At 41.8% G+C, this 12,316-nt stretch carries 10 protein-coding genes; 5 read left to right on the top strand and 5 right to left on the bottom strand.

Annotated elements, in window-relative coordinates:
* Positions 1 to 110: 110 nt before the first annotated feature.
* The 3 genes from AAEY94_RS02350 to AAEY94_RS02340 all read right to left on the bottom strand — a co-directional run bounded on the left by AAEY94_RS02350 (position 111) and on the right by AAEY94_RS02340 (position 3,001).
* On the bottom strand, positions 111 to 743 hold the full coding sequence (locus AAEY94_RS02350; protein ID WP_101086138.1) for a response regulator transcription factor: 633 nt from the start codon (positions 741 to 743) through the stop codon (positions 111 to 113).
* A 329-nt stretch (positions 744 to 1,072) separates the two neighbouring features.
* The gene (gene rluF, locus AAEY94_RS02345; RefSeq protein WP_350976955.1) at positions 1,073 to 1,954 is read right to left on the bottom strand and encodes a 23S rRNA pseudouridine(2604) synthase RluF; all 882 of its coding nucleotides are present in this window, start codon (positions 1,952 to 1,954) and stop codon (positions 1,073 to 1,075) included.
* Between the two features lie 141 nt (positions 1,955 to 2,095).
* Positions 2,096 to 3,001, bottom strand: coding sequence for a DUF72 domain-containing protein (locus AAEY94_RS02340; RefSeq protein ID WP_502959377.1), 906 nt, complete (start codon positions 2,999 to 3,001; stop codon positions 2,096 to 2,098).
* A gap of 221 nt (positions 3,002 to 3,222) precedes the next feature.
* Here AAEY94_RS02340 and AAEY94_RS02335 point away from each other — a divergent pair, with 221 nt between their 5' ends.
* Positions 3,223 to 6,270: a transglycosylase domain-containing protein gene (locus tag AAEY94_RS02335; protein ID WP_335690671.1), complete on the top strand. Its 3,048-nt coding sequence runs from the start codon at positions 3,223 to 3,225 to the stop codon at positions 6,268 to 6,270.
* Between the two features lie 79 nt (positions 6,271 to 6,349).
* Here AAEY94_RS02335 and AAEY94_RS02330 read toward each other — a convergent pair whose 3' ends face one another.
* Positions 6,350 to 6,790: a DUF3429 domain-containing protein gene (locus AAEY94_RS02330; protein ID WP_101086135.1), complete on the bottom strand. Its 441-nt coding sequence runs from the start codon at positions 6,788 to 6,790 to the stop codon at positions 6,350 to 6,352.
* 312 nt (positions 6,791 to 7,102) lie between these two features.
* On the opposite strand from AAEY94_RS02330, the gene AAEY94_RS02325 reads away from it, so the two are divergent.
* The gene (locus AAEY94_RS02325) at positions 7,103 to 7,588 is read left to right on the top strand and encodes a GNAT family N-acetyltransferase (protein ID WP_157822781.1); all 486 of its coding nucleotides are present in this window, start codon (positions 7,103 to 7,105) and stop codon (positions 7,586 to 7,588) included.
* Between the two features lie 12 nt (positions 7,589 to 7,600).
* Here the strand turns inward: AAEY94_RS02325 and AAEY94_RS02320 are convergent, their stop codons facing one another.
* Positions 7,601 to 7,798 carry a hypothetical protein gene (locus AAEY94_RS02320; RefSeq protein WP_350976950.1) on the bottom strand — a complete coding sequence of 66 codons (198 nt, stop codon included), beginning with the start codon at positions 7,796 to 7,798 and terminating at the stop codon, positions 7,601 to 7,603.
* Between the two features lie 276 nt (positions 7,799 to 8,074).
* Here AAEY94_RS02320 and AAEY94_RS02315 point away from each other — a divergent pair, with 276 nt between their 5' ends.
* The 3 genes from AAEY94_RS02315 to gloA2 all read left to right on the top strand — a co-directional run bounded on the left by AAEY94_RS02315 (position 8,075) and on the right by gloA2 (position 12,141).
* Complete coding sequence (locus AAEY94_RS02315) at positions 8,075 to 9,340, top strand: DEAD/DEAH box helicase (RefSeq protein ID WP_350976947.1); 1,266 nt, start codon at positions 8,075 to 8,077, stop codon at positions 9,338 to 9,340.
* A gap of 173 nt (positions 9,341 to 9,513) precedes the next feature.
* The gene (locus AAEY94_RS02310; RefSeq protein WP_101086132.1) at positions 9,514 to 11,574 is read left to right on the top strand and encodes a PhoX family protein; all 2,061 of its coding nucleotides are present in this window, start codon (positions 9,514 to 9,516) and stop codon (positions 11,572 to 11,574) included.
* A 180-nt stretch (positions 11,575 to 11,754) separates the two neighbouring features.
* On the top strand, positions 11,755 to 12,141 hold the full coding sequence (gloA2, locus tag AAEY94_RS02305) for an SMU1112c/YaeR family gloxylase I-like metalloprotein (protein ID WP_335690678.1): 387 nt from the start codon (positions 11,755 to 11,757) through the stop codon (positions 12,139 to 12,141).
* Positions 12,142 to 12,316 lie beyond the last annotated feature (175 nt).

Genomic DNA, 12,316 nt, shown 5'->3' with positions numbered 1-12,316 from the left:
ACAATGAAAATATCGAGTGTGAAATATTAAGCGAGCCTAATAATGTATCGTTTACTGGATACATTGTTAGGCTCACTTTTTAAGTGCTAACTGGAGTATTTGATAGAGGATTAACCGGCAGCGAAAGCAAATAATTGGCCACGGTTTTTAATCTTGGTTTTTTTATAAATATTCTGTACGTGCATTTTGACGGTATTAACAGAGATGTTGAGCTCTTTGGCCATTTCTTCGTTGGTTAATCCATGCAGTATAAGTGATAAGACTTGTTGTTCTTTTTTTGTGGTGACGGCAAGTATTTTGGCGCGATTACCTGATGATGGAATACGCTTTCTTTGGAGGATGTATTTAGAAACGGCTTTAGGGTTAAAGCTAATGTCGCCATCTTGCACTTGTTTAATGCTTTGTATTTGATGAGCGATAGAGTCAGAGACACTAATGGCGCCATGAAATCCAGATGAAATAAGGATAACTTCTAGTTCTACATTCAAAGCAGGACAAAATGCAATGTGCAGGTCGCTTTTAAATAATTCAGCAGATAAGTAACCAATTTCTTGTAATGGATTATCAAGATAATGAACCATAATGGCGCTGCCATTTTCGGCATTTGATGCAGCAGACAATTCTGATAACGCGCAGTTCGCATTGGTTGGAATTAAGTTAAATTCAATCAAACTAGCGAGATTTTGAAATTGTCCATGAAGATGGACAGGGAAATCTACGATTATAAGGTTATTGCTGAACATGTCACATTCCTTGTTTAAAAAACCAGCGTCCGTTTGCTGTTGTTTTATACTTTTTCGATGTTTGTTTGTGCTATTTATTGAAAACTTGCAGCAACACTAGCATGTATCAAATCAATAAAAAATGCATTTTGTGTAATCTATTAGCATGAGTGATTATACAATGTTTACTGTAAACCGATGTTTTATTTACATTTGAGCAATATTGATTGTTTAAATAATGCTCAGAGCAGTATCCTACAACATAAAAAGACTATTGCATACGGTAAAATGATTATTTTTAACCCGTAAGCTTATCCTAAGCGGTGTATCACTTATGCTGTTTTTTTGGATCAACGTTTAGGTTTTCTTGAATGACTTGGTTTACCTTTATTCGCCGCCGGCTTTTTAGGTTTCGCGCCTCGACCTTGCATAAAGTGCTCTGGACCTTCAATTTTATCTCGTAAACTTTGAGTCGGCTTTTTCTTGGTTTTTTTGGGCGCGTTTTTGACTTCTGAAGATGAATGTTCAATTAACTTCATTAGCGTGCTGAGTTCTTGCTCATCCAAATCGCGCCACTCTCCTACAGGCAGTCCTTTAAGCGACACATTCATAATTGACTGACGTTCTAGCTTGGTCACTTCAAAGTTGAAATGTTCGCACATTCGACGAATTTGACGATTAAGCCCTTGAACTAGAATTATTTTAAATACGAACGTTGAAACTTGTTCAACTTTACATTTTTTAGTGATGACACCTAACATCGGCACGCCTGCTCGCATACCTTGTAAAAATGCTTCGGTGATCGGCTTATTAACCGTGACCACATATTCTTTGTCGTGATTGTTGCCTGCGCGGAGAATTTTATTGACTAAGTCACCATTGCTGGTGAGAAATATTAACCCTTGTGAATCTTTGTCTAAACGACCAATCGGAAATACGCGTTCGCTGTGGTTTACAAAATCGACAATATTATCGCGTTCGGTATTTTCGGTGGTACTCACAATACCTACTGGTTTATTAAGGGCGATGAAAACAAGATCGGCTTCGTCTCGAGGGGCGATATCGTGACCATTCACTTTGACTTTATCGCCAAATTCGACGCTATCACCAATTTTGGCGCGTTTACCGTTGATAAAAACATTACCTTGCTCAATGTAGCGGTCTGCTTCACGGCGTGAGCAAATACCACTCTCACTAATGTACTTATTTAGACGGGTTGCAGATTCACTCATGGTGGTTCCTTTATCAACATAAACGCACTGCAAAGGCAGGCTGGATCGGCGCAGATAATATCATAAAATAACCGGACAAAGAGCTGTTTGATAAACGTTTATTATCAGTCGTTGAGGTTTCCTATGTCATATAGGTGAGTATCACAAATCAAAACCCAGTTGCGTTGTGGTGTGCTGTTGTTGAGGTAATAGGTTAATGTCGGCTAATACTGATGCACTGTGTGCCAACTGTTGTTGCAGTAAACGGTACAAATCGACCGCTAATTGCGGTGCATTGTGATTGTCTGGGGTGTGGATAAACAAATAGGGTTGTTTGTTTTGCGCGATCCATAAAGGCAGCTGTTTAAGCCAGTTTTGGAAAAAATGTATATTGGCTTCCGCTTGCGGATGACCAATAAAGCGCACCACAGGATTGTTTGCGGTTGCAATGGCGTGTACTGGCACTTTAGGCTTTTTTTGGTGGGCATCTATCACTGCGGCTGTGGTTGGCGCGGCCGCAAAAACAGGCCTCGTATCCATAATGATACGATTGCAGTTATTGTCGATGAGTAAGCGGTTTAATGCTTGCTCTGCTTCACCTTTAGCAAAAAAGGCGCTATTACGTACTTCGACGCCATAGGTTAGGCCTTGTGGCACTTGAGTTAAAAATTGTGCTAACTGTGGCAACGATTGTGGCCCAAAACTGGCCGGAAGTTGAATTTTCCACACCCCGGTTCGGTTAATTAGCGGTTCCATTACGCTAAAGAATTGTTGTAGGGCCGGCCCTGCATGTTGTAGCTGTAATTCATGAGTGATGTGCTTGGGCAGTTTAAAGGTAAATTTAAAATCGTCATGGGTTGCGGCGTACCAATTTTGTACATTCTGTAACGACGGCGTGGCATAGAAAGTAGTGTTACCTTCAACGGTATTAAATATTTCGGCATAGCGCGCGAGCCGATGTGCTTGGCTATTGCCGTAGACGGTTTGTTGCCATTGGTTTTGTGACCACATGGCTAAACCTAATCTTAATGGCGGATAAATAGTGGCTGTTGAAGTGCTATTGTCCAAAACAATCCTTAGACTTGGGTAAGTGTTTTATATAAAAATATCGATATTGTGTTAATAAGGTCTTTAATGGGCTAAAAAACAACATTTAGTTATTTTTGTCTATATCTAATGGCTTTACCCATCTGATAAAATTATCACAATTAGTTACGCGATGTATTGAACATCTCAACCAAAAGTTAAATGGTGCGTTATTGTGATTTTATGCGTTAGATGGAGAGTTTGTGTCTAGTCCACATACAGACAGTCAGTTTGATAATTATCGACCTAATACATCTTCCGCCAAACCGGCTCCGGTTCGTCGCAGTAAAGCGGGTTGGTTATTCATCGTATTATTGTTAGCAACAGCCTATCTGATCGAGTTTGAGGTGCGGACATCGTATTATCAATCTTATTTTTTGCATCAATATGCGACTAAATTAACCTATAAAGTACGTGATTATCGCAGCGATGCAGTGATTTATCCTAAGTATGGTCCTTTTGATGATCGCCATGGTTATAGCCAATTACCGCAGAAAATAGCGCGTTTAATTGAGCGTAATTATCAAATCACTCAGCAAGTGGCATTTTCACCAATGTTGATGGATTATACCAATATTGGTTTTTTCCCGCCGTATCATGAAAAAGCCCAATCAGGCTTAATGATAAAAGATTGCCGTGACATGACGGTATTCGATTTCTCCTATCCTAAACGAGTGTATCAAGACCAAGATAAAATCCCCGACCAAATCATTAATACCTTATTGTTTATCGAAAACCGTGAAATGTTGAGTCCAGAAGCTAAATACAATCCTGTGGTTGACTGGCCTCGATTTGTGTTGGCTGCCGCCAGCCAGGTAGCGGGTATTTTTGGGGCTGATATGTCTAAAGCGGGTGGCAGTACCTTGGCCACCCAAATTGAAAAATTTAGGCATTCTAACCACGGCTTAACCTTGAGTATCAAGGATAAGTTATTACAAATTGGTTCGGCAATTGTGCGAGTGTATCAGCAGGGTGAAAGCACCATTGGCGCTCGCCAACGTATCGTACAAGATTATCTCAACACAGTGCCATTATCATCGGCGCCTGGTTTTGGTGAAGTTCATGGTATTGGTGATGGCTTATGGGCCTGGTTTAAAACAGATTTTAATCAAGCTAACCAAATACTATTGAGCCGTCATACTCAGCAAAATGCTGCTGAGCGTGGCAAGGTGTTTCGTCAAATCGTGGCCTTAATGATTGCTCAGCGTCGGCCGTCGTATTACTTACGCCAAGGTCATGAGGATTTAGAATCGTTAGTAGACAGCTATTTACGTTTACTGGGCGGTGATGGTCTGATTGAAACGCAATTGATGGTGTCGGCACTTGAGCAAACATTACAATTTAATTCTAGTAAGTTAGCGACGACTAACCTCGCTAACAATAAAGGGGTTAATGCGGTACGTATTCGTACTGCGGGTATGTTGGGATTAAGTTTATTTGATCTCGATCGCTACGATTTATCGATTAACAGTACCTTTCATGGTGACTTGCAACAACAAGTTAGTGATTACTTACGTAGTTTAGCTCAGCCCAGTTCGGCTGAACGTATCGGACTACTGGGTGAGCGTTTACTGTCTGTGCAGCAGTTAGATAAAGTGTTGTACAGCTTTACCTTATATGAAAGCACCGACAGCGCCAATCGGGTACGGATTCAAACCGACAGTATTGATCAGCCGTTTGATATTAACGAAGGCAGTAAGTTGGAGCTTGGTTCAACGGCTAAGTTACGTGTATTAGCGACATATTTAGACATTATTGCCGAATTACAACAGCGTTTTTCGGCAATGACGGTGGCTGATTTACGCCAAGTGGATGTGGAACGTAAAGACCATATTACACGCTGGGTGGTCGATTATTTGATTACCACCCGTGACCGTAATTTAACCCGAATGTTAGATGCAGCACTGCAGCGCGAATATTCGGCTTCACCAGAAGAACGTTTCTTCACCGGTGGTGGTTTGCATGTATTTAACAATTTTAATAAAAAAGAAAACAGCCGCGTACCAACATTATATCAAGCATTGCAAGAGTCAATAAACTTGCCTTTTGTGCGCTTAATGCAAGACATTGTTAATTACAGTAGTAGTTATAACAGTGAAGGCAGTGTGTCGCAGCTATTGCGTAACGACAAAGATCCGCGCCGTGAAGAATACCTAAAAGCATTTGCTAAGCGTGAGGGCAGTTCGTTTGTAAAACGTTTTTATCGCAAGTATCGTCAGCTTGCACCAGAGCAACGTCTTGAGGTGTTATTTGATGGTATTCAACAACAAGAGCACAAGTTAACGGCGGTTTATCGTTATTTAAAACCTTACGATGGTGCCCGTGAGTTAAAGATTTTTCTTGCAGGGCGTTTACCAGCAAAAACCTTTACTGATAAACAAATTAATGTGCTGTACAACAAGTATGGCGAAGAAAAGTTCAATTTGGCTGATCAAGGCTATATTGCGCGGGTGCACCCGTTAGAGCTGTGGGTATTACGTTATTTAAATGACTATCCAGAAACGGGTCTTACTCAAGTATTAGAGGATGCGCAGCCGCAGCTACAAGAAGTATATCGCTGGCTGTTTAGAACGCGTCATCAAAATGCACGTGATGTGCGTATTCAAGTGATGTTAGAAGTTGAAGCTTTTTTAAGTATTCATCAGCGATGGGTGAGAATGGGTTATCCGTTTGAATACATGGTGCCTTCATTAGGCTCAGCTTTAGGCAGCTCGGGCGACAGACCTGCAGCATTGGCTGAGTTAATGGGTATTATTCAAAATGATGGCTATCGTTACCCTACAGTGAGAATTGATGAGCTGCAGTTTGCCAAGGACACTCCATATGAGGTGACATTGGCCAATAATAAGCAAACTGTTACACGAGTAATGCATCAAGAAGTTGCGCGAGCGTTGAAAAAAGCACTGGCAAATGTGGTCGAAAATGGCACTGCGAGAAGACTCAAAGGCAGCTTGGTGGATAGCAATGGCCAGGCTGTTGTTATGGGTGGTAAAACGGGTACAGGTGATAACCGTATTGCGACTGAAATTCGTAATGGCCGTAAAGTGTCTTCAACCGCTATAAACCGTACCGCAACGTTTGTGTTCTATTTAGGCGATCGTCACTTTGGTACCTTAACGGCGTTTGTGCCAGGGGAGAAGGCTGACGACTTTAGCTTTACTTCAGCACTGCCATTACAAGTACTTAAAGGCATGATGCCGATTTTATCACCGATGATAAACCAGCAAGAACAGTGTCAAACTGGTTTATAAATGATGAATCCAGCTTGCTGCGATCAACAAAAAAGCCCATGCTGTAAAGTATGGGCTTTTTGTTCGAATTAACATGTTGTTAAACGCTAAAAAGACTGAGCATAACAATAATGTGGCATACTACAGCAGCACTGGTTAATATTGTGCGTAATGTGAGGTAGCTGGTGGTGGTTGATAATTGTTTGGCTTTAAATTCAATATACAATAAATACAGATAACCACTGGCGAGTAGGATAAGCGCGGATAATGCAAATGGTGTTAATAGTGCAATCCAACAAGCGAGAGCGATGATATTACTAATGATAAGTAACTTAGCGATGTTGTCATCTAAGGTTAATATAACCGCTTTGCCCCACAGAGTACCGGCAACAAAACTTAAAATCACTGCGCTATAGCTAACAAACCCTAGCATAGTATGTTCGGGTGCTAATAGGCTATGATTGAAGGCTAATACACTGAGAATAATAAAAGGTAAAAGGCCAGCAAAGCCTAACCATTGCCATGTTTTAATGCTTTTCATCCTGTAGTCCTTTAATGCATGTTGATACGGTTATTCATCGTCAAGCGTGTCGATGAATGAGAATATATAACCTCAATTATGGATAATAAACGATCATCAAACAGGCATTTCCGCTATCAGTGTTGAATCGACTTACAATAAGCGAGCTATTGATACGTCCAATATGCCTTGTTAGCAAAACACATGGCAAGTTTGATATTGCAGACTTGAATTAAACCCGTTTTTAACGATTTATCCCATCTCTTTTTAGAGCTGAGGTTATCTATAATATAAATGATCTTGGTGACACAACATAGAAAAGGCGAACCCGAAATGAATATTTCTCTTCATCCCATTACTGAAGCAGATTTAGATATATTGTTTGAATTTGAAAACGACCCTATTGCTAATAAAATGGCAGATTTTGTGCCGCGTAAACGTAAGGCTTTTAACCTGCATTGGCAGCAAAAAGTATTGGCTAATGAAAAGGCGATAGCGCAAGGGATTTGGATCGATGATGTTTTAGTGGGTAATGTTTTATCGTGGATTAATACCGACGCAGCAGCAAAGTCCGACCCACAAATGCGTTTAGTTGGGTATTGGATTGGACGTGAACATTGGGGCAAGGGCATTGCCACCAAAGCAGTGGAAATGTTTTTAAAGCAATTTATTTCGAGCCCAGTTTTTGCTTATATCGAGAAACAGAATCAAGGCTCAGTGGCAGTGGCGTATGCCAATGGCTTTTTCGACGTTACAGCGCAGTATCCGCAATTAATCAGTAAAGACAATTTACGTTTATTCAGACGTGGTAACGTTTAATATTCTCGTGGATTAATGATTGCCGCCGCCACATCCACCGCAACAACTGCCACCATTAGCTTGTTTTTTGGTAGTATTTTCAGCCTGAGATACTTTTTCTGTTGCAGAGTTCGAGTCTGTTGCAGCAGTGTCCTGGGCTGTAGGCGCCACATTGCTAACTGGTTCAGCTTGCTTGGCTGGCTTGAAAATACCGCTAATTGAAAAACTCATGGTGATACCTCGTTATGGGAGCTGATTGTGTAATGTTGTGATGAAATCTAGTGGCTAAATTTAAACATGTTTTTTATTTGCATGTTTAAATTGTATAAGGCTTACTTTTTTAGTCAAGTGATATCTGCCGCAAAAAGCTCGACCTGCTTAAGATGTGTTGAGCATCACATTTACCAGCCGTGTTAATTAACGATAATCCAAGCAAGCACTGCCTAGAGCCTTTGTTTTAATCTGAATGAGCGTGATAAACTGCCCATCCACATGTTTGGAGTTTTTATGTCTTTTGCAGATTTATCGTTACATCCCATATTGATTAACCGTCTAGCTGAATTAAAATATCAGCAACCTACGCCAATCCAATTACAGGCTATTCCGGTTATTTTAAGCGGTAAAGACGTGATGGCGGGGGCGCAAACGGGCACCGGGAAAACGGCTGCATTTGCATTACCGTTACTGCATCAACTATTGACACATAAAGATGCTCTAGTCGCTCAGCCAGATACTCAATATATTCATTTAACCCCTATTACCGCGCTTGTATTGGTCCCAACTCGAGAGTTAGCCCAGCAAGTGCACAGTAGTATTGAGCAATATGCTTATGGCAGTTCAGTCACTAGCGTGATGGTTTATGGCGGGGTTAGCATTGGTGAACAAATCCGCCTGTTAGCCAATGGCACTAATATTTTGGTAGCGACCCCCGGACGTTTATTAGACTTGTTACGTAAGCGTGCGTTGTCATTGTCGAAATTAACTCATTTGGTATTTGATGAAGCCGATCGCATGCTGGACATGGGCTTTAAAGATGAAATTGTCGAGGTGCTTAAGCGTTTACCAAGTACACGACAAACATTACTATTTTCAGCCACCTTAGATGACCGTATGCTCAGTTTTAGCCGACGCTTATTACGCTCACCACAAGTGATTGAAGTGGCTCAGCGAAATACCACCGCCAGCAGTATTGTTGAGCGAGTGTTTAATGTCGACGCTAACCGAAAATGCGCCATGCTGTGTCATTTAATCAGCCAAGAAGGTTGGCAGCAAAGCTTAATATTTAGCCGCACCAAACAAGGTGCTGATGCACTGGTAAAGCAAATGAATCAAGCTGGTGTAGCGGCTGAAGCATTTCATGCTGACCTAACTCAAGCAGCACGTGAACAAGTATTAGCAGCATTTAAAGCCGGTGATGTGGCCGCGTTAGTCGCCACCGATGTGGCTGCTAGAGGGTTAGATATTAACGAGTTGAATTATGTCGTTAATATGGAGTTACCGTTTCAAGTTGAAGACTACGTCCACCGAATAGGCCGCACAGGCAGAGCAGGTAAAGCAGGGCAAGCTATTACATTATTAAGCATCGATGACGAGCCATTATTAACTAAACTAGAAGCCTTTTTAGACCGACGTTTACCACAGCAATGGCTGGCAGGTTTTGAGCCAGACCTTGATTTAATTGCTCCAGTTACCCGTAAAACAACCAAATCTGCATTAAAACAACAAGCACGTAAAAAGGCATTAGCGGCATCTTCACGCGGTAAAAAACGCTAACATGAGTTTGATATTGATTCCATCACACATGACAGTGTGGTGAGTGTCTTTTTACTGCCACATTAATGTCATCTAGTTTGAACCGAGTTGTCACATTAGACGCTTATCTTAACTGACAAATAATTATACCTATATTTGATCCGTTATTTTCAGAGCATATCTAAGGACAATTTATGAGCAAGGCGACATTTGATCCAACTCGTTTTAACAACAGTAAAAATACCCCCTTCAATGAAGTGATGGATAATCATCTATCACGTCGTAATTTTGTTAAGCGTGGTTTAGGCCTTAGTGCTATGACGGCGTTTGGTGGCTTCGGATTAAGTGCTTGTGGCTCTGACAATGACACTGTTGCAGAAACGCCAACAACGCCGACCACGCCAACAGCACCAACAAAAAGTTCTGCCGTATTAGGTTTTGAGTCTATTGCCGGTTCTAAAACCGATGCAGTTGCGGTAGCTGCTGGTTATTCAGCTTATGTGTTAGCACCTTGGGGAACACCCTTAAATTCGAAAGCTGCAGCGTGGAAAGCCGATGGCAGTAATACTGCTATCGATCAGGAAAACTCAGTCGGTATGCATCATGATGGTATGCATTTCTTCCCGTTGAATGATTCGGCAGATGACGGTTTATTTTGTATTAACCACGAATACATTGACCAGGATGCTTTACATCCAACAGGTCCAACGTTTGATGCTGATGGTAAGCGCACTGTAATTGATGAAATCCGCAAAGAAATCAACGCCCATGGTATTTCAGTTGTCCGTATTAAATTAGTTTCTGGACGATGGCAAGTGGTCGAAAACGACAGCCATAACCGTCGTTTTACCGGTGCAACCGTGATGGATATTGCTGGCCCACTAGCGTACAGCTCATACCTTGAAACGCGTTATTCGCCCGATGGCAGCCAAGCGCGCGGTACCTTGAATAACTGTGGTAATGGTTATACGCCTTGGGGCACATATTTAACATGTGAAGAAAACTGGCCTGGTTACTTTGTTAATAAAGGCACCTTAACGCAAGAGCAAACCCGCATTGGTATTTCGACTTCTGACACTCGTTATGGCTGGAGCCATTTAGCCGGTGATGACGATGAGCGTTTAGACGAATTTGCTCGTTTTGATGTGACGCCAACGGGCTCAAGTGCGACTAACGATTACCGTAACGAAGCCAATGGCCATGGTTATATTGTTGAAATTGATCCATACAATCCCAACTCGCGCGCCATTAAGCGTACTGCATTAGGTCGCTTCCGCCACGAGGGTTGTGCCTTTGGTAAACTTGAAGAAGGCAAACCAATCACATTTTATTCAGGCCACGATTCACGTTTTGAATATCTGTATAAGTTTGTTTCTGACGCAGCATGGGATCCAGCAGATGCTAACAGTACTAACCGCTTAACAGTAGGCGATAAGTACATGAATGCCGGAACCTTATATGCAGCTAAGTTTACCGAAGACGGTGTGGGTGAATGGTTACCGCTGACGTTAGATGGGGTGACTGCCGACGGAAGCACGCTTGCGAGCAGCTTTGACTCACAAGCCGCGATTATATTAAATACTGCTGGCGCTGCTGACTTAGTTGGTGCTACACCAATGGATCGCCCAGAATGGACAACTGTCGATCCATTTACAGGTACGGTATACCTAACGTTAACCAACAACAGTAAACGTACCGACAGCACCAACCCTGCTAACCCACGTTTAAATAACAACTTTGGTCATATTATCCGTTGGGATGAAGGTGATGCAGCAACTGAATTTAGTTGGGATATCTTTATATTTGGTTCACCTGCAGATGGTGATGCTGAAACAAACTTATCTGGCTTAACTGACTTAAACCAGTTTGCTAGTCCAGACGGCTTGGCGTTCGATCAACGTGGTATTTTGTGGGTGCAAACCGATAACGGTGCCTCTGAAGTTACCGAAGAAACCAACGATCAAATGTTAGCGATTGTGCCATCAACGATGGTAGATGCAGACGGTAATCAACAAGTGGTAACGGCTGAAAACCAAACTCAGCTTAAGCGTTTCTTTGTTGGCCCTAACGGCTGTGAAGTGACTGGTTTTGCCATGTCGCCAGATTACACCGCAATGTTTGCCAATATTCAGCATCCTGACAACTGGCCATACTCTGATAGAGCAGATGAAGAAACGCCTGCAGGCACAACGGTTCGTCCACGTGCGGCCACAGTGATGTTTATTAAAGATGACGGCGGTGAAATCGGCGTTTAATGTAAACCACTTTCTCTGGAAGTCATTAACCTTGCTTTAGTTTTGTTTATGACTTTAAAAGCGTATATCAACCCTGATAGACTTGTTCTATCAGGGTTTTACTTTTTTCTGTGTACAAAATCTAATGATCAGTTCTAATTACCAGCTTTAATTATTAATAGTCTATTTACAAGGACAGCCATGCTAAATGGAATTCATCACGTCGCGATTATCTGTGTCGATTACCCACGTTCAAAAGCATTTTATACTCACGTTTTAGGGTTAAAAGTTATTGCTGAGCATTACCGCCAAGCTCGGGATTCTTACAAGCTTGATTTAGCTTTGCCCGATGGTAGCCAAATTGAGTTATTTTCATTTAATGGTGCGCCGCCAAGACCCAGTTATCCCGAAGCCCAAGGCTTACGTCATTTAGCGTTTAAAGTTGATGATCTCGATGTGGTAGTGGCCCATTTGCAGCAGAACAACATCTCAGTCGAACCCGTTCGTATTGACGAATATACCGGTAAACAATATACCTTTTTTAGCGATCCAGACGGTTTACCGTTAGAGCTTTATCAAGTCAGTTAATCGATATCGACCAGGCCGCTGTTTCTGAGCGGTATTCAAACTGTTATCAATGACGGTTTTTTATCAATAACCGCGGTTATTAATAACGGCTACCTATCTGCTTATTGCCTCCTTTGTTAGCTAAATCTCTTATTTAATAAATCTTTACACAAATGATAATGATTTGCATTTGCGA

Origin of the sequence: Shewanella sp. AC34-MNA-CIBAN-0136 (assembly GCF_040309945.1) — a bacterium.
In the GTDB taxonomy this organism is placed as follows: Bacteria; Pseudomonadota; Gammaproteobacteria; order Enterobacterales; family Shewanellaceae; genus Shewanella.
This window is presented reverse-complemented; position numbering and strand designations above follow the sequence as displayed.

Coding starts and splice junctions, on each gene's coding strand:
- AAEY94_RS02350 (WP_101086138.1), bottom strand. CDS start 743: ATGTTCAGCAATAACCTTATAATCGTAGATTTCCCTGTCCATCTTCAT.
- rluF (WP_350976955.1), bottom strand. CDS start 1,954: ATGAGTGAATCTGCAACCCGTCTAAATAAGTACATTAGTGAGAGTGGT.
- AAEY94_RS02330 (WP_101086135.1), bottom strand. CDS start 6,790: ATGAAAAGCATTAAAACATGGCAATGGTTAGGCTTTGCTGGCCTTTTA.
- AAEY94_RS02325 (WP_157822781.1), top strand. CDS start 7,103: ATGAATATTTCTCTTCATCCCATTACTGAAGCAGATTTAGATATATTG.
- AAEY94_RS02320 (WP_350976950.1), bottom strand. CDS start 7,798: ATGAGTTTTTCAATTAGCGGTATTTTCAAGCCAGCCAAGCAAGCTGAA.
- AAEY94_RS02315 (WP_350976947.1), top strand. CDS start 8,075: ATGTCTTTTGCAGATTTATCGTTACATCCCATATTGATTAACCGTCTA.
- AAEY94_RS02310 (WP_101086132.1), top strand. CDS start 9,514: ATGAGCAAGGCGACATTTGATCCAACTCGTTTTAACAACAGTAAAAAT.
- gloA2 (WP_335690678.1), top strand. CDS start 11,755: ATGCTAAATGGAATTCATCACGTCGCGATTATCTGTGTCGATTACCCA.